Raw genomic sequence first — 17,373 nt, 5'->3', positions numbered from 1 at the left:
GGCGGCCCGGTACCAACGCCCCAGGCCGCACCAGGACCAACCTCCCTGGCCGCACCGGGACCAAGGTCCCGAAGCGTGAACGGCGGCCCGTGACCCTACTGGGGAGTACGGGCCTCCCGGCGTATTCCGGTGGCGCGTACAGCCCCTCTCGATGTCACCCCCGAGCCCTTGGAGGGGTAGGGTCGGAGGCGGTCGGGGACATCCCTATACAACTCGCCGGCGTCGAAAACCGGCGTACCTATACGAGGAGATCGGTTCGTGACGATCCGCGTAGGCATCAACGGCTTTGGCCGCATCGGTCGTAACTACTTCCGCGCGCTGCTGGAGCAGGGTGCGGACATCGAGATCGTGGCTGTCAACGACCTGGGTGACACTGCGACCACGGCCCACCTGCTGAAGTACGACACCATCCTGGGTCGTCTCAAGGCAGAGGTCAGCCACACCGCCGACACCATCACCGTCGACGGCCACACCATCAAGGTGCTCTCCGAGCGCAACCCGGCCGACATCCCCTGGGGTGAGCTGGGCGTCGACATCGTCATCGAGTCGACCGGCATCTTCACCAAGAAGGCCGACGCGGAGAAGCACATCGCCGGTGGCGCCAAGAAGGTCCTCATCTCGGCTCCGGCCAAGGACGAGGACATCACCATCGTGATGGGCGTCAACCAGGACAAGTACGACGCGGCCAACCACCACGTCATCTCCAACGCCTCCTGCACCACCAACTGTGTGGCGCCGATGGCCAAGGTTCTCGACGAGAACTTCGGCATCGTCAAGGGCCTGATGACGACGGTCCACGCGTACACCAACGACCAGCGCATCCTGGACTTCCCGCACTCGGACCTGCGCCGCGCCCGCGCCGCCGCCGAGAACATCATCCCGACGACGACCGGCGCCGCCAAGGCCACCGCCCTGGTCCTCCCGCAGCTCAAGGGCAAGCTCGACGGCATCGCGATGCGCGTCCCGGTCCCGACCGGCTCCGCCACCGACCTCGTCGTCACCCTGGACCGCGAGGTCACCAAGGACGAGGTCAACGCCGCGTTCAAGAAGGCCTCCGACGACGGCGACCTCAAGGGCTTCCTGACGTACACCGAGGACCCGATCGTCTCCTCGGACATCGTCGGCGACCCGTCGTCCTGCACCTTCGACTCCTCCCTGACCATGGTCCAGGAGGGGAACACGGTGAAGATCCTCGGCTGGTACGACAACGAGTGGGGCTACTCCAACCGCCTCGTCGACCTCACGGTCTTCGTCGGCGAGCAGCTCTGACCCTCGGGTCGGCAGGCATATCGATGTGAACAAGGGGCTCGACCGACGCAACGACGCGCCGGCCGAGCCCCTTAGCATGCTCATCGGTCCTCCCAAGGAGTAAACGGAACAGATGAAGACGATCGACGAACTTCTCACCGAAGGGGTCGCCGGCAGGCGGGTATTCGTCCGCGCCGACCTCAACGTGCCGCTGGACGGCACCACCATCACCGACGACGGCCGGATCCGCGCCGTCCTGCCGACGGTCTCCAAGCTCGCCGAAGCCGGCGCGCGCGTCGTCGTCGCCTCGCACCTCGGCCGCCCCAAGGGCGCCCCGGACCCGGCGTTCTCGCTGGCGCCCGCCGCCGCGCGCCTCGGTGAACTCCTCGGTGCCGACGTCGCCTTCGCGACCGACACCGTCGGCGACTCCGCCCGCTCAGTCGTCGCCGGGCTCACCGACGGCCAGGTCGCCGTCGTCGAGAACCTTCGCTTCAACGCCGGTGAGACCTCCAAGGACGAAGCCGAGCGCGGCGCCTTCGCCGACCAGCTCGCCGAACTCGCCGACGTGTACGTGGGCGACGGCTTCGGGGCCGTACACCGCAAGCACGCCTCGGTCTACGACCTCCCGGCGCGGCTGCCGCACTACGCGGGCTACCTCATCGCCACCGAGGTCGGCGTGCTGAAGAAGCTCACCACCGACGTCAAGCGCCCGTACGCCGTCGTCCTCGGCGGGGCCAAGGTCTCCGACAAGCTCGGCGTCATCGACCACCTGCTGGAGCGGGCCGACCGCATCCTGATCGGCGGCGGCATGGCGTACACCTTCCTCAAGGCCCAGGGCCACGAGGTCGGCAGCTCGCTGCTCCAGGAGGACCAGATCCCCGCCGTGCGGGAGTACCTGCGGCGCGCGGAGGAGAAGGGCGTGGAGTTCGTCCTCCCGGTCGACGTCGTCGTCGCCCCCGCCTTCCCCGACCTGAAGACCAAGGCCCCGGCCGGCGCCACCACCGTCGCCGCCGACGCCATCCCGGCCGGTCAGATGGGTCTGGACAACGGGCCGGAGACCAACAAGCTCTACGCGTCGAAGCTCGCCGACGCGGCCACCGTCTTCTGGAACGGCCCGATGGGCGTCTTCGAGCACCCCGACTTCGCCGACGGCACCCGCGCGGTCGCCCAGGCGCTCGTCGACTCCCCGGCCTTCAGCGTCGTCGGCGGTGGCGACTCCGCCGCGGCCGTTCGCATCCTGGGATTCGACGAGAATGCTTTCGGACATATTTCGACCGGTGGCGGCGCCAGCCTCGAATACCTCGAGGGCAAGACGCTTCCCGGCCTCGCCGCACTGGAGGACTGAACCTCAATGACCACCCGCACCCCGCTGATGGCGGGCAACTGGAAGATGAACCTCAACCACCTCGAGGCCATCGCGCACGTCCAGAAGCTCTCCTTCGCCCTGGCCGACAAGGACTACGACGCCGTCGAGGTCGCCGTCCTGCCGCCCTTCACCGACCTGCGCTCCGTGCAGACCCTGGTGGACGGCGACAAGCTGAAGATCAAGTACGGCGCCCAGGACATCTCGGCGCACGACTCCGGTGCGTACACCGGTGAGATCTCCGGCGCCATGCTCGCCAAGCTGCGCTGCACCTACGTGGCCGTCGGCCACAGCGAGCGCCGCCAGTACCACGGCGAGAGCGACGAGATCTGCAACGCCAAGGTGAAGGCCGCCTACAAGCACGGGCTGACCCCGATCCTCTGCGTCGGCGAGGGCCTGGACATCCGCAAGGCCGGAGACCAGGTCTCCTACACCCTCGCGCAGCTCGACGGCGCCCTGAAGGACATCCCGGCCGAGCAGGCCGAGACCATCGTCATCGCCTACGAGCCGGTCTGGGCCATCGGGACCGGCGAGGTCGCCACCCCCGAGGACGCCCAGGAGGTCTGCGGTGCGATCCGCCGTCGGCTGGCCGAGCTGTACTCGCCGGAGCTGGCCGACGCCGTCCGCATCCAGTACGGCGGCTCGGTGAAGTCCGGCAACGTGGCCGCCATCATGGCGCAGCCCGACGTCGACGGCGCCCTGATCGGCGGCGCCGCGCTCGACGCCGACGAGTTCGTCAAGATCGTCCGCTTCCGCGACCAGTGAGTATGCGGTAGCGCGGATCCGTCGTACCCTTGCGGGGGCCGAGGGGGTTGTCACCCTCCGGCCCCCGCTGTACGTACAGGCAGTAGTCGAGAATTCTGAAAGTAGGGACCAGCCGTGGTTATGGCGTTCCAGATCGCTCTGATCGTCTTCAGCCTGCTGCTGATGCTGCTGGTGCTCATGCACAAGGGCAAGGGCGGCGGCCTCTCCGACATGTTCGGTGGCGGGATGCAGTCCTCCGTCGGTGGCTCCTCCGTCGCCGAGCGTAACCTCGACCGCATCACCGTCGTGGTGGGTCTGATCTGGTTCGCCTGCGTCGTCGTCCTCGGTCTGCTGGTCAAGCTGGGCGACTGACCCGTCGTCCGCGATTCCCGGTGAGGGTGTAACTCCTTTCACTGGACGCGCGTTGGGCCTTACGTAGACTGAGGCTTCGTCGAGCACCATCAGGCAGGGAGTTACGACCGTGGCAAGTGGCAACGCGATCCGGGGAAGCCGGGTCGGAGCGGGGCCGATGGGGGAGGCCGAGCGGGGCGAGTCCGCGCCGCGCCTCCGCATCTCCTTCTGGTGCTCGAACGGGCACGAGACGCAGCCGAGCTTCGCCCATGACGCGCAGGTGCCGGACACCTGGGACTGCCCGCGCTGCGGCTTCCCGGCCGGCCAGGACAAGGACAGCCCCCCGGACCCGCCCCGCACCGAGCCGTACAAGACGCACCTCGCGTACGTACGCGAGCGGCGCAGCGACGAGGACGGCGAGGCGATCCTCGCCGAGGCGCTGGCCAAGCTCCGCGGCGAGATCTAGCCACTCCCCGGCCCGTACCGCTTCACGGACCAACCCAGTCGTTCACCGGCCGGACACCCCTCGGGTGTCCGGCCGGACCGCTTTACCGTGCCGTGGCCCGCGTCCGCGCCACCCGCCTCCTCGATCAATTAGGTTGGAGGGGCAGCGGGGATGCTGACGTACAAGAAGAAGTGGGCTGATATCCGGGATGAACGCAGCAAGCCGAACCAAGCTCAACCAGACCCCCGAGTGGACGGCTCTCGCCAAGCACCGTGAGGAGTTCGGCGCGGCCCAGTTGCGCGAACTGTTCGCGCGGCAGCCGGACCGGGGCACCGCCTACACCCTCCGGGTCGGCGACCTCCACCTCGACTACTCCAAGCACCTGGTCACCGACGAGACGCTGCGCCTGCTGCGCGAGCTCGCCGCCGCCACCGGGGTCGCGGAGCTGCGGGACGCGATGTTCCGCGGCGAGAAGATCAACACCACCGAGGACCGGGCCGTCCTGCACACCGCGCTGCGCGCCCCGCGCGGAGCGGTGATCGAGGTCGACGGCGAGAACGTCGTGCCCGCCGTGCACGCCGTCCTGGACAAGATGGCCGCCTTCGCCGACAAGGTCCGGGCGGCCGAGTGGACCGGCCACACCGGCAAGCCCATCAAGAACATCGTCAACATCGGCATCGGCGGCTCGGACCTCGGCCCCGCCATGGCGTACGAGGTGCTGCGCTCCTTCACGGACCGCTCCCTCACCGTCCGGTTCGTCTCCAACGTCGACGGCGCCGACCTCCACGAGGCCGTCCGCGACCTGGACCCCGCCGAGACGCTGTTCATCGTCGCCTCGAAGACGTTCACCACCATCGAGACGATCACCAACGCCACCTCCGCCCGCGACTGGCTCCTCACCGAGCTGCGCGCCGGTCAGGACGCCGTCGCCAAGCACTTCGTGGCGCTGTCGACCAACGCGGAGAAGGTCGAGGAGTTCGGCATCGACACGGCCAACATGTTCGAGTTCTGGGACTGGGTCGGCGGCCGCTACTCCTACGACTCCGCGATCGGCCTCTCGCTGATGATCGCCATCGGCCCGGACCGGTTCCGCGAGATGCTGGACGGCTTCCACTTGGTCGACGAGCACTTCCGCACCGCCCCCGCCGAGGAGAACGCCCCGCTCCTGCTCGGCCTCCTCGGCGTCTGGTACGGCAACTTCTTCGACGCCCAGTCGCACGCGGTGCTGCCGTACAGCCACTACCTCTCCAGGTTCACCGCCTACCTCCAGCAGCTCGACATGGAGTCCAACGGCAAGTCCGTCGACCGCGAGGGCGACCGCGTCGACTGGCAGACCGGACCGGTCGTCTGGGGCACCCCCGGCACCAACGGGCAGCACGCGTACTACCAGTTGATCCACCAGGGTACGAAGCTGATCCCGGCGGACTTCATCGGCTTCGCCGCCCCGGTCCACGACCTGCTGCCCGGCCTGATCGCCCAGCACGACCTGCTGATGGCCAACTTCTTCGCCCAGACCCAGGCGCTCGCCTTCGGCAAGACGCCCGACGAGGTCCGTGCGGAGGGCGTGCCGGAGGAGCTGGTCCCGCACAAGACGTTCCGGGGCAACCACCCGACGACGACGATCCTCGCCGACAAGCTGACCCCCTCGGTCCTCGGCCAGCTCATCGCGCTCTACGAGCACAAGGTCTTCGTCCAGGGCGCCATCTGGAACATCGACTCCTTCGACCAGTGGGGCGTCGAGCTCGGCAAGGTCCTCGCCAAGAAGATCGAGCCCGTCCTGACCGGGGAGGCCTCCACCGGGGAGCTCGACAGCTCCACCGCCGCCCTGGTCACCGCCTACCGCACGTTGCGGGGGCGCTGAGCCCATGCCGGCGGCGGGGGAGGGAACGGCGGAGATACGACTGCGGCCGCCGCGCAACACGCTGAACGAGCGGGTCGTGGCCTGGTGGCGGGTCCAGTGGCTGCTGATGACCGCCGTCCCCGTCGTGCCGCTCGTCGTGCTCGGCGCGCTCATCGAGCCCGCCCGCTTCTGGCTCCTGCTGCCCGCCGCGGTCCTCACCGCGGCGGGCGGCGGGGCCGCCGTCCTCCTCCCGCTCTGGTGGTTCCGCACCCACCGCTGGGAGGTCACCGAGGACGCGGTGTACGTACGCACCGGGTTTTTCCGGCAGGAGTGGCGGATCGCGCCGATGTCCCGCATCCAGACCGTGGACACCGTGCGCGGCCCGCTGGAACAGCTCTTCCGGCTCGCCACCGTCACGGTCACCACCGCCTCCTCCAAGGGCGCGGTACGGATCGAGGGCCTGGACCACGAGATCGCCGCCGAACTGGCCGAGCGCCTCACCCGCATCACCCGTGACACCCCCGGCGACGCCACATGAGCACGCAGCGCCCTCCCTACGACGGCTGGCGCCGCCTCGACCCCCGTACGGTCCTGGTCACCGCCCTCGTCGTGGCGGGCGTCGTCGCGGGCGCGGCCCTGCCCGCCGCGCTCGGCCTCTCCAACTGGCTCGGGCTCCCCGGCGGGGTGCTCGCCGTCCTCGGCGCCGGCCTCCTGATCATCGGCGTCGCGGCGGGCGCCGACCGGGTCCGCTGGCACCGCACCCGCTACCGGATCGGCGAGGAGCGTGTCGACCTCCACACCGGCCTCCTCCTCGTCAAGCGCCGCTCCCTGGCCCGGGAGCGCATCCGCACCGTCGACCTCACCGCCAACCTGCTGCTGCGCCTCCTCGGCCTGGTCACCGTCAGGATCGGTACCGGCGAGCACGGCGGCGACTCCACCCTGGAGCTGGACCCGGTCACCCGCGCCGAGGGCGAACGGCTCCGCCGCCTCCTGCTGGAACGCGCGACCCTCCCGCAGCCCGGGGCGGCCCACCGCGACGGCGAGCTGGCGGTCCTGGACCCGCGCTGGATCCGGTACGCACCGGTCTCCTTCGTCGCCCCCATGCTCGGCGGTGCGGCCGTCGGGGCCGTCATGCAGGTCAGCGACTGGGTCGGGGCGCAGGGCGAGGTCATCGCGTGGGTCGGCGACCGGTTCCGGGACACCCCGCTGCTCTGGATGATCGTCGCCCTGGTCCTCGCCGCCCTGGTCGCGGGTGTCGTCGGGGCGCTCGGCCTCTGGATCGAGATGTGGTGGAACTACCGCCTGGAGCGTGAGCCCGGCGGCACCATCCGGGTCCGGCGCGGACTGTTCACCTCCCGGTCCATCTCCGTCGAGGAGGCCCGGCTGCGCGGAGTGGACCTGGTCGAACCCCTCGGCGTACGGCTGGTCGGCGCCGCCCGGCTGGACGCCATCACCACCGGGCTCGCCCAGGACAACGAGTCGAAGAACGCCGACCACAACACGGTCCTCCCGGCGGTGCCGCGCCCACGGGCCGACTCCGTCGCCGCCGCGATACTGCGCGAGGAGGCCACCCCGACCGGTGCCCCGCTCACCCCCCACCCGCGCGCCGCCCGGGGCCGCCGGCTGCGCTGGTCGCTCGCCGCCGCCCTCGCCCCGGTCCTGCTGCTCACCGTCCTCGGGGCGCTCCTCACCCCCGTACTCCTGTGGATCGCGCTCGGCTGCGCGGCGGTGTTCCTGCCGCTCGCGGTGGCGCTGGCGCTGGACGCGTACCGGAACCTCGGCCACGCGCTCTCCGGCCGCTACCTGGTCACCCGCTCCGGAACGCTCCGCCGCTCCACCGCCGCCCTGGAGCGGGCCGGGGTGATCGGCTGGACCGTCAAGCAGTCGTACTTCCAGCGGCGGGCGGGGCTGCTCACGATCACGGCCACGACGGCCGCCGGAGGGGGCGCGTACGCGGCGTACGACACCGATGCGGCCGAGGGCCTCGCCTTCGCCGCCGAGGCCGTTCCCGGGCTGCTGGAGCCGTTCCTTGAGAGGGACGTGCGCCCCGGTCCGTGACAGACAGCACCACCCCGGCGCTGGGCACCCGCCCCCACGTGGGCGACGATAGTGATCATGACCTTCACCCACCGTCGTACGGTCCTCACCGCCCTGGCCACCGCCGCCGTCAGCGGCCCGCTGCTCGGCTCGCTCACCGCGACCCCGGCCCACGCCACGGACGACCTGGACATCTACACCTCCAACACCGACCTCTACAAGAAGCTCGCCGGACAGGAGGGCGTCGAGTTCGCCCGCCGCTACAAGAGACACGAGTACGCCGACCACTCGACGCCGCAGAGATACCCGTACAACCGGACCACCGTCATGGCCCTGCACGGCGGCGGCATCGAGACCGGCACCTCCGAGCTCTGCCTCTCCATCGCCGGCTACCACCCGGCCACGCTCGCCCCGCTCCAGGACGGCCACGGGGTGCACGACTACTGGATGTTCGAGGGGCTGCGCTCCTCCGGCAACCGCGACCTGCACGTCACCGCCAAGAACTGCGACGACCACGTGGCGATCTCCATGGCGGCCGGCAGCCTCAACGTCCTGAGCCTGCACGGCTGTACGTCGGCACAGGCGGGCACCGTTCCGCAGGCCGTGGTGGTCGGCGGGCTCAACACCCGCTTCAAGACCCTGCTCAAGGCCGAGTTCGACAAGGTGGGCATCGCCTGGCGGGACGGGAACGAGACGCCCGACCTGGCCGGCGTCAACCCCACCAACCCCGTCAACCGCACCATGCTGTCCCAGGGCGGTCAGTTGGAGCTCACCACGGAACTGCGCGCCGCCATGTTCACGAACAACACCCGGGCGGGCCGGGCCGGCTCCACGACCGCGGTCTTCGACCGCTTCACCGCCGCCTGCCGGGCCGCGATCACCAAGCTGGAGCAGGGCACGGAGCAGGTCATCCTCTGACCTGCGGAGCCCTCAGCCGCCGTGCGTGGTGTCGATGACGCAGAAGCGGTTGCCCTCGGGGTCGGCGAGGACCACGAAGTCCGGGTCCGGCGGGTAGAGCTCCCACGCGACCCGCTCGGCGCCCAGCCCCATCAGCCGCTCCACCTCGGCCTCCTGCTCGTCCGAGTAGAGGTCGAGGTGGACCCGGGGGACCTCCTGGACGGGGGAGGCGGAGCGCCCCAGCGCCACGCCGACGCCGGGCCCTTCGACCGGGACCAGCACCACCCAGTCGTCCGTCCCCGACTCGCGCTCGGTGTACGTGAGCGCCGCCTTCCAGAAGGCGGCGGCCCGTCGGACGTCGCTCGCGCCCATCACCACGGTTCCGATATGCACCATGGGCGCGAGCCTTTCATGCCACAGGCCCGGCCCGCTCGAAGAAAGAGCGGGCCGGGCCTGGTCATACGTACCGTCAGGCGGACGCCGGTGGATACAGCGCGCGCGGCAACTGCGAGGCCGCCGCCGCGTCCAGCAGCCAGAGCGTCCGGCTGCGCCCGTACGCTCCCGCCGCCGGTGCCTGGATCTCCCCGGCGCCCGACAGCGCGATGGCCGCCGCCTCCGCCTTGTCCTCGCCCGCCGCCAGCAGCCACACCTCACGCGCCGCGCGGATGGCGGGGAGCGTGAGCGAGACGCGGACCGGCGGCGGCTTGGGGGCCCCGTGCACACCGACGACGGTGCGCTCGGTCTCCCGTACCGCGGGCAGCTCCGGGAAGAGCGAGGCGACATGCGTGTCCGGGCCGACGCCCAGCATCAGCACGTCGAAGGAGGGCACCGGACCGTGGTCCTCCGGCCCCGCCGCCGCGGCGAGTTCGGCCGCGTACGCCGCCGCCGCCTCGTCCACGTCCTTGCCGTACGGACCGTCGGAGGCGGGCATCGCGTGCACCCGGGCCGGGTCCAGCGGTACCGCGTCGAGCAGCGCCTTGCGGGCCTGCGTGATGTTCCGCTCGGGGTCGCCCTCGGGCAGGAACCGCTCGTCGCCCCACCACAGGTCCAGGCGCGCCCAGTCGACGGCGTCCCGGGCGGGCGCGGCGGCGAGTGCGGCCAGCAGGCCGTTGCCGTTGCGCCCGCCGGTCAGCACCACCGAGGCGTGGCCCCGGGAGGCCTGGGCGTCCACGATCCTCGTGATCAGCCGGGCCGCCGCGGCCTGGGCCATCAGCTCCTTGTCGCGGTGCACGACGAGCTGAGGAGGCGTCACTTGGCGGCCGCCTTCTTCGCCGGGGCCTTCTTCGCGGCGGGAGCCTTCTGCTCGGCCCCGCCGTCCTTGGCCTCGGCCGCCTTTTCCTCGACCGGAGCGGCCTTGGCCTCGCCGCCCGTGTGGAGCTTCTCCACCCCGAACTTCACCGCGGACTCGTAGGTGTTGTCCGGGTCCAGCCGGCGCAGCTCCTCCGCCAGCAGCTCGGCGGTGTCGCGGCGCTTGAGCGCCACCGCGCGGTCCGGCTGGCCCTGCATGGAGAGCGTGGCCAGGGAGCCGTCGGCCCGGTCGAGGACGATGACGCCGTTCTTCGTCTCCATCCGGACGGCGGTCAGCCCGGGGCCGCCGGAGTACGTGCGCTCCACCGGGACGGCGAGCCGGTCCGCGAGCCACATCGCGAGCAGCTCGCAGCTCGGGTTGTCGCTCTCGCCCTCGACGGTGACGCCGATGACCTGCGCGGGCTGCTGGTCCAGCGCCGCGGCCAGCATCGAGCGCCACGGCGTGATCCGGGTCCACGACAGGTCGGTGTCGCCGGGGCTGTAGGTCGCCGCCCGCACCGCCAGCTCGTCGAGCGGGCGCTCGGCGGAGTAGCCGTCGGTGATCCGGCGCTGGGCGAGCGCGCCCAGCGGGTCCTTCGCCGCGTCGGCGGGCGCGTCCTCGGGCCACCACACCACGACCGGGGCGTCGGGGAGCAGCAGCGGGAGGACCACCGACTGGGCGTGGTTGGCCAGTTCGCCGTGGAGGCGCAGGACGACGGTCTCGCCGGTCCCGGCGTCGGAGCCGACCCGGACCTCGGCGTCGAGGCGGGCGTCCCGGCGGGCGCGCGGCGAGCGGCTGACCCGCTTGATCACCGCGATGATCCGCGAGGGGTGCTCGCGGGAGGCGTCACCGGCCGACTTGAGCGCGTCGTACGCGTTCTCCTCGTCGGTGACGATGACCAGCGTGAGCACCATGCCGATGGCCGGGGTGCCGATCGCCCGGCGGGCCGAGACCAGCGCCTGGTTGATCTTGCTGGATGTGGTTTCCGTGAGATCGATCTTCATGGCCGCCTCCAGCTCCGTCCGTCACGTGCGAGCATCTCGTCGGCCTCGGCCGGCCCCCAGGTGCCGGCCGCGTACTTCGCGGGCTTGCCGTGCTTGTCCCAGTACTCCTCGATCGGGTCGAGGATGGTCCAGGAGAGCTCGACCTCCTGGTGGCGCGGGAACAGGTTGGCGTCGCCGAGCAGGACGTCCAGCAGGAGCCGCTCATACGCCTCCGGGCTGGACTCCGTGAAGGACTCCCCGTACGCGAAGTCCATCGTGACGTCCCGGACCTCCATCGAGGTGCCGGGCACCTTGGACCCGAAGCGCACGGTGACGCCCTCGTCCGGCTGGACCCGGATGACCAGGGCGTTGCCGCCGAGCTCCTCCGTGGCGCCGGACTCGAACGGCAGGTAGGGCGCGCGCTTGAAGACGACCGCGATCTCCGTGACCCGGCGGCCGAGCCGCTTTCCGGTACGGAGGTAGAACGGCACCCCCGCCCAGCGGCGGTTGTTGATCGTCAGCTTGATCGCCGCGAAGGTGTCGGTCGTCGACTTGGGGTCGATGCCCTCCTCCTCGCAGTAGCCGAGGACCTCCTGACCGCCCTGCCAGGCGTGCTCGTACTGCGCGCGCACGGTGTGCAGACCGAGGTCCTCGGGCAGCTCGACGGCGGTGAGCACCTTGAGCTTCTCGGCGACCAGGGCCTTCGGGTGGAAGGAGCCGGGCTCCTCCATCGCGGTCAGCGCCAGGAGCTGGAGCAGGTGGTTCTGGATGACGTCACGGGCGGCGCCGATGCCGTCGTAGTAGCCGGCCCGGCCGCCGATGCCGATGTCCTCGGCCATCGTGATCTGTACGTGGTCGACGTAGGACCGGTTCCAGATCGGCTCCCACATCGTGTTGGCGAACCGCAGCGCCAGGATGTTCTGGACCGTCTCCTTCCCCAGGTAGTGGTCGATCCGGAAGACCTCGTTGGGCGGGAAGACGTCGTGCACGAGCTGGTTGAGCTCCTGCGCGCTGGCCAGGTCGTGGCCGAACGGCTTCTCGATGACGGCACGCCGCCAGGAGCCCTCCTTCTGGTCGGCCAGGCCGTGCTTCTTGAGCTGCTGGACGACCTTGGGGAAGAACTTCGGCGGCACGGAGAGGTAGAAGGCGAAGTTGCCGCCCGTCCCCTGTGCCTTGTCGAGCTCCTGGATGGTGGACTTCAGCGTCTCGAACGCCTCGTCGTCGTCGAAGTTGCCCTGGACGAAGCGCATCCCCTGGATGAGCTGCTGCCAGACCTCCTCGCGGAACGGCGTACGGGCGTGCTCCTTGACGGCGTCATGGACGACCTGCGCGAAGTCCTCGTCCTCCCAGTCGCGGCGCGCGAAGCCGATGAGCGAGAAGCCCGGTGGCAGCAGGCCGCGGTTGGCCAGGTCGTAGACGGCAGGCATCAGCTTTTTACGGGACAAATCGCCCGTGACGCCAAAGATGACCAGGCCCGACGGCCCCGCGATACGCGGGAGCCGTCGGTCCTGTGCGTCACGGAGCGGGTTGGCTCCGGGAACAGCAGACAAAGTGGTCAGCCCTCCGAGGGGGCGAGGCGCGAGAGCTCCGCCTCGGTCGACTTGAGCAGGTCGTTCCAGGACGCCTCGAACTTCTCGACGCCCTCGTCCTCCAGCACCTGCACGACGTCGTCGTACGAGATGCCGAGCTTCTTGATCGCGTCGAGGTCGGCGCGGGCCTGGTCGTATCCGCCGGCGACGGTGTTGCCGGTGATCTCGCCGTGGTCGGCCACGGCCTCCAGGGTCGCCTCCGGCATGGTGTTCACCGTGTTCGGCGCCACCAGGTCGTCGACGTACAGGGTGTCCTTCAGCGACGGGTCCTTGACGCCGGTCGAGGCCCACAGCGGACGCTGCTTGTTGGCCTGCGCCTTGTCCAGCGGGGCCCAGCGGTCGGAGGAGAAGACCTCCTCGTACGCCTCGTAGGCCAGGCGCGCGTTGGCCAGGGCGGACTTGCCCTTGGCGGCCTTCGCCTCGTCGGAGCCGATGGCGTCCAGACGCTTGTCGATCTCGGTGTCCACGCGGGACACGAAGAAGGACGCCACCGAGTGGATCTTGGAGAGGTCCAGGCCCGCGGCCTTCGCCTTCTCCAGGCCCGCCAGGTAGGCGTCCATGACCGCGCGGTACCGCTCCAGCGAGAAGATCAGCGTCACGTTGACGCTGATGCCCCGGCCGATGGTCTCGGTGATCGCCGGGAGACCGGCCTTGGTCGCCGGGATCTTGATGAGCGTGTTCGGCCGGTCGACCAGCCAGGCGAGCTGCTTGGCCTCGGCGACGGTGGCCAGGGTGTTGTGCGCCAGGCGCGGGTCCACCTCGATGGAGACCCGGCCGTCCTGGCCGCCGGTCGCGTCGAAGACCGGACGGAGGATGTCGGCGGCGTCGCGGACGTCCGCCGTCGTGATCATGCGGAGGGCTTCCTCGACGGTGACCTTGCGGGCGGCGAGGTCGGTGAGCTGCTGCTCGTAACCGTCGCCCGAGGAGATCGCCTTCTGGAAGATCGACGGGTTGGTGGTGACGCCGACGACATGGCTCTGGTCGATCAGCTCGGCCAGGTTGCCGGACGTGATCCGCTTGCGCGACAGGTCGTCGAGCCAGATCGCCACGCCCTCGTCGGAGAGGCGCTTGAGTGCGTCTGTCATGGGTTGCATCTCCTACTAGTCGTATATCTGTGTCGTATATACGGCGTCAGCGCGCTGCGGCTTCGAGGGATTCCCGCGCGGCGGCGGCCACGTTCTCGGCGGTGAAGCCGAACTCGCGGAAGAGGACCTTCGCGTCGGCCGAGGCACCGAAGTGCTCCAGCGAGACGATCCGGCCGGCGTCCCCGACGTACCGGTACCAGGTCAGGCCGATGCCCGCCTCGACGGCGACCCGCGCCTTGACCGACGGCGGGAGCACGCTCTCCTTGTAACCCTGATCCTGCTCCTCGAACCACTCGACGGACGGCATCGAGACGACCCGGGTCGGCACACCGGCCGCCTGGAGCTGCTCGCGCGCCTCGACGGCGACGTGGACCTCGGAGCCGGTCGCGATGAGCAGCACCTGCGGCTCGCCACCGTCGGCCTCGAACAGGACGTAACCGCCCTTGGCCGCGTCCTCGTTCGCCTCGTACGTCGGCACGCCCTGGCGGGTCAGCGCCAGACCGTGCGGGGCGCCCTCGCCGAACACCTTGGTGTAGCGGCGCAGGATCTCGCGCCAGGCGATGGCCGTCTCGTTGGCGTCGGCCGGGCGCACGATGTTCAGGCCCGGGATGGCGCGCAGTGCGGCCAGGTGCTCCACCGGCTGGTGGGTCGGGCCGTCCTCGCCGAGGCCGATCGAGTCGTGCGTCCACACGTACGTCACCGGCAGGTGCATCAGCGCGGAGAGCCGCACCGCGTTGCGCATGTAGTCGGAGAACACCAGGAAGGTGCCGCCGTAGATGCGGGTGTTGCCGTGCAGCGCGATGCCGTTCATCGCGGCGGCCATCGCGTGCTCGCGGATCCCGAAGTGGATCGTGCGGCCGTACGGGTCGGCCTCCGGCAGCGGGTTGCCCACCGGCAGGAACGACGACGTCTTGTCGATCGTGGTGTTGTTCGAGCCGGCGAGGTCGGCGGAGCCGCCCCACAGCTCGGGCACGACATCGCCCAGCGCCTGGAGCACCTTGCCGGAGGCGGCACGGGTGGCCAGGGACTTGCCGGCCTCGAAGACCGGGAGCTTCTCCTCCCAGCCCGCCGGCAGCTCGCCCGCGGCGATCCGGTCGAAGTCCGCGGCGCGCTCCGGGTTGGCGGTGCGCCACGCGGCGAACGCCTTGTCCCACTCGGTACGGGCCTCGCGGCCACGGTCCAGGGCCTCACGGGTGTGGCCGATGACCTCGCCTGCGACCTCGAAGGTCTGCTCCGGGTCGAAGCCGAGGACCCGCTTGGTCGCCGCGATCTCGTCGTCGCCGAGCGCCGAGCCGTGGGCCGCCTCGGTGTTCTGGGCGTTCGGCGCAGGCCAGGCGATGATCGAGCGAGCCGCGATGAACGAGGGACGCTCGGTCTCGGCCTTGGCCGCCTGCAGCGCCGCGTACAGACCCGCCGGGTCCAGGTCGCCGTTGGGCGCCTGCTCGACGCGCTGGACGTGCCAGCCGTACGCCTCGTACCGCTTCAGGGTGTCCTCGGAGACCGCGGTCTCCGTGTCGCCCTCGATGGAGATGTGGTTGTCGTCCCAGAGCAGGACCAGGTTGCCCAGCTTCTGGTGGCCGGCCAGCGAGGACGCCTCGGCCGAGATGCCCTCCTGGAGGCAGCCGTCACCGGCGATGACCCAGACCGTGTGGTCGAAGGGCGAGGTGCCGGGGGCCGCCTCGGGGTCGAACAGGCCGCGCTCGTAGCGGGCGGCCATGGCCATGCCCACCGCGTTGGCGACACCCTGGCCCAGCGGGCCGGTCGTCGTCTCGACACCGGTGGTGTGCCCGTACTCCGGGTGCCCCGGGGTCTTGGAGCCCCAGGTCCGGAACGCCTTCAGGTCGTCCAGCTCCAGGCCGTAACCGGCGAGGTAGAGCTGGATGTACAGGGTCAGGCTGGAGTGGCCCGCCGAGAGGACGAACCGGTCGCGGCCGGTCCACTCCGCGTCCGCGGGGTCGTGCCGCATGACTTTCTGGAACAGGGTGTACGCGGCGGGAGCCAGGCTCATGGCCGTACCCGGGTGGCCGTTTCCGACTTTCTGTACGGCGTCCGCGGCAAGGACGCGGGCGGTGTCCACGGCTCGCTGGTCCACATCGGTCCACTGGAGGTCTGTGGTGGTCGGCTTGTTGCTCACCCTGAGTCAGGGCTCCTCTCCACTGTTTGTAAACCGGTGACTGTTACCGCACCGGGCGTTGCCGAGCCTACCCCCGCCGCGGGGCACACTTCCCGAGCACTTTCCAGGGTGCGGGCGGCCTGTGGACTTCGCCTCCCGGCGGACGGACTCCGTACATCGCAGAGTCACCCCCAACACGACCCCACCCCCGCGAAGGGCGGTGTATCCCCAACGTCTAGAGTGGTCGAGTTCGCGCAAGTCTTCACCAGGGCCGCTCGGCCCGGAGCTTGCTGGGATTTCTCTGTCAGGGGTGTGCGTGACGGCCGTCGAGTCCCGACCCGCAGGGGTCGCCTTGACTCCCAGCCCAAGGGGCCATCGCCCGTACGGGGCCCGTGTCAAGGCATTCGTGGCGCTTACCAAGCCACGGATCATCGAGCTGCTGCTCATCACCACCGTTCCGGTGATGTTCCTCGCCGCCCAGGGCGTACCCGACCTGTGGCTCGTGCTCACCACCACCATCGGCGGGTACCTCTCCGCGGGCGGCGCCAACGCGCTGAACATGTACATCGACCGCGACATCGACGCGCTGATGGACCGCACGTCGCAGCGTCCGCTGGTCACCGGCATGGTCAGCCCGCGCGAGTGCCTCGCCTTCGGTATCGCCCTCGCGGTGATCTCGACGCTCTGGTTCGGACTGCTCGTCAACTGGCTGTCGGCCGCGCTCGCTCTCGGGGCGCTGCTCTTCTACGTCGTCGTCTACACGATGCTGCTGAAGCGCCGCACCTCGCAGAACATCATCTGGGGCGGCATCGCCGGCTGCCTGCCGGTGCTCATCGGCTGGTCCTCCGTGACGAACTCCCTCTCCTGGGCCGCCGTCATCCTCTTCGCCGTCATCTTCTTCTGGACGCCGCCGCACTACTGGCCGCTCTCCATGAAGGTGAAGGACGACTACGCCCGGGTCGGCGTCCCGATGCTCCCGGTCATCGCCTCCAACCAGGTGGTCGCCCGGCAGATCGTCATCTACAGCTGGGTGATGGTCGGCGTCTCGCTGCTGCTCACCCCGCTGGGCTACACCGGCTGGTTCTACCTGTCGGTGGCGCTGCTGGCGGGCGGCTTCTGGCTCTGGGAGGCCCACGGGCTGCAGAACCGGGCCAGGGCCGGCGTGAGCGGCGCCAAGCTCAAGGAGATGCGGCTGTTCCACTGGTCCATCACCTACGTCTCGCTGCTCTTCCTGGCCGTCGCGGTGGACCCCTTCCTCCGCTAGCCCAGATCTTCACGGGCGGGGGGGGGGGGGGGTCGCCCCCCCGCCCCCCCCACCCGGTGGGCCGAACCAGCGGGTGCGAAGCTTCGAATGGTGGGGCCGGGGGCGGCCGAGCAGCACCCGGGCGGG

The 17,373-nt window shown here is 70.3% G+C and carries 16 protein-coding genes; 10 read left to right on the top strand and 6 right to left on the bottom strand.

All coding sequences use genetic code 11. The features are described from left to right. Positions 1 to 258: 258 nt before the first annotated feature. From gap to ACFWRT_RS25860, 9 genes are all read left to right on the top strand, one after another. On the top strand, positions 259 to 1,269 hold the full coding sequence (gene gap, locus ACFWRT_RS25900) for a type I glyceraldehyde-3-phosphate dehydrogenase (protein ID WP_015607849.1): 1,011 nt from the start codon (positions 259 to 261) through the stop codon (positions 1,267 to 1,269). A 112-nt stretch (positions 1,270 to 1,381) separates the two neighbouring features. Continuing rightward, the gene (locus tag ACFWRT_RS25895) at positions 1,382 to 2,593 is read left to right on the top strand and encodes a phosphoglycerate kinase (RefSeq protein ID WP_380955712.1); all 1,212 of its coding nucleotides are present in this window, start codon (positions 1,382 to 1,384) and stop codon (positions 2,591 to 2,593) included. 6 nt (positions 2,594 to 2,599) lie between these two features. Further along, positions 2,600 to 3,376, top strand: coding sequence for a triose-phosphate isomerase (gene tpiA, locus ACFWRT_RS25890; protein ID WP_380955710.1), 777 nt, complete (start codon positions 2,600 to 2,602; stop codon positions 3,374 to 3,376). A 114-nt stretch (positions 3,377 to 3,490) separates the two neighbouring features. Next, a complete protein-coding gene (gene secG, locus ACFWRT_RS25885) occupies positions 3,491 to 3,727 on the top strand; it encodes a preprotein translocase subunit SecG (RefSeq protein ID WP_026237546.1) in 237 nt (78 codons plus the stop codon). A 109-nt stretch (positions 3,728 to 3,836) separates the two neighbouring features. Beyond that, complete coding sequence (locus tag ACFWRT_RS25880; RefSeq protein ID WP_073217477.1) at positions 3,837 to 4,172, top strand: RNA polymerase-binding protein RbpA; 336 nt, start codon at positions 3,837 to 3,839, stop codon at positions 4,170 to 4,172. A gap of 187 nt (positions 4,173 to 4,359) precedes the next feature. Beyond that, complete coding sequence (gene pgi, locus ACFWRT_RS25875) at positions 4,360 to 6,012, top strand: glucose-6-phosphate isomerase (RefSeq protein WP_380955708.1); 1,653 nt, start codon at positions 4,360 to 4,362, stop codon at positions 6,010 to 6,012. A gap of 4 nt (positions 6,013 to 6,016) precedes the next feature. Continuing rightward, positions 6,017 to 6,529 (top strand): PH domain-containing protein, encoded by a 513-nt coding sequence (locus tag ACFWRT_RS25870; protein ID WP_380955706.1) that lies wholly within the window; start codon positions 6,017 to 6,019, stop codon positions 6,527 to 6,529. Further along, positions 6,526 to 8,049: a PH domain-containing protein gene (locus ACFWRT_RS25865; protein ID WP_380955705.1), complete on the top strand. Its 1,524-nt coding sequence runs from the start codon at positions 6,526 to 6,528 to the stop codon at positions 8,047 to 8,049. Before ACFWRT_RS25870 ends, ACFWRT_RS25865 begins: the two co-directional genes overlap by 4 nt. A gap of 57 nt (positions 8,050 to 8,106) precedes the next feature. Continuing rightward, positions 8,107 to 8,946 carry a poly-gamma-glutamate hydrolase family protein gene (locus ACFWRT_RS25860; RefSeq protein ID WP_380955704.1) on the top strand — a complete coding sequence of 280 codons (840 nt, stop codon included), beginning with the start codon at positions 8,107 to 8,109 and terminating at the stop codon, positions 8,944 to 8,946. 12 nt (positions 8,947 to 8,958) lie between these two features. On the opposite strand, the gene ACFWRT_RS25855 is transcribed toward ACFWRT_RS25860, so the two are convergent. The 6 genes from ACFWRT_RS25855 to tkt form a co-directional block, all read right to left on the bottom strand. Continuing rightward, on the bottom strand, positions 8,959 to 9,321 hold the full coding sequence (locus tag ACFWRT_RS25855; RefSeq protein WP_380955702.1) for a VOC family protein: 363 nt from the start codon (positions 9,319 to 9,321) through the stop codon (positions 8,959 to 8,961). 73 nt (positions 9,322 to 9,394) lie between these two features. After that, positions 9,395 to 10,177 (bottom strand): 6-phosphogluconolactonase, encoded by a 783-nt coding sequence (gene pgl, locus ACFWRT_RS25850; RefSeq protein ID WP_380955700.1) that lies wholly within the window; start codon positions 10,175 to 10,177, stop codon positions 9,395 to 9,397. After that, positions 10,174 to 11,217, bottom strand: coding sequence for a glucose-6-phosphate dehydrogenase assembly protein OpcA (gene opcA, locus ACFWRT_RS25845; RefSeq protein ID WP_380955699.1), 1,044 nt, complete (start codon positions 11,215 to 11,217; stop codon positions 10,174 to 10,176). The genes pgl and opcA overlap by 4 nt, the downstream gene beginning before the upstream one ends. Beyond that, the gene (gene zwf / locus ACFWRT_RS25840; RefSeq protein WP_128847723.1) at positions 11,214 to 12,746 is read right to left on the bottom strand and encodes a glucose-6-phosphate dehydrogenase; all 1,533 of its coding nucleotides are present in this window, start codon (positions 12,744 to 12,746) and stop codon (positions 11,214 to 11,216) included. Before zwf ends, opcA begins: the two co-directional genes overlap by 4 nt. Before the next feature lie 5 nt (positions 12,747 to 12,751). Further along, positions 12,752 to 13,870, bottom strand: coding sequence for a transaldolase (tal, locus tag ACFWRT_RS25835; protein ID WP_161265352.1), 1,119 nt, complete (start codon positions 13,868 to 13,870; stop codon positions 12,752 to 12,754). A gap of 46 nt (positions 13,871 to 13,916) precedes the next feature. Then, positions 13,917 to 16,004 carry a transketolase gene (tkt, locus tag ACFWRT_RS25830; protein ID WP_380955697.1) on the bottom strand — a complete coding sequence of 696 codons (2,088 nt, stop codon included), beginning with the start codon at positions 16,002 to 16,004 and terminating at the stop codon, positions 13,917 to 13,919. Between the two features lie 289 nt (positions 16,005 to 16,293). Here tkt and ACFWRT_RS25825 point away from each other — a divergent pair, with 289 nt between their 5' ends. After that, positions 16,294 to 17,247, top strand: a complete 954-nt coding sequence (locus tag ACFWRT_RS25825; RefSeq protein WP_380955695.1) for a heme o synthase — start codon at positions 16,294 to 16,296, stop codon at positions 17,245 to 17,247. Positions 17,248 to 17,373 lie beyond the last annotated feature (126 nt).

Source organism: Streptomyces cyaneofuscatus (genome assembly GCF_042718795.1).
GTDB classification, from domain to species: Bacteria; Actinomycetota; Actinomycetes; order Streptomycetales; family Streptomycetaceae; genus Streptomyces; species Streptomyces cyaneofuscatus_A.
This window is presented reverse-complemented; position numbering and strand designations above follow the sequence as displayed.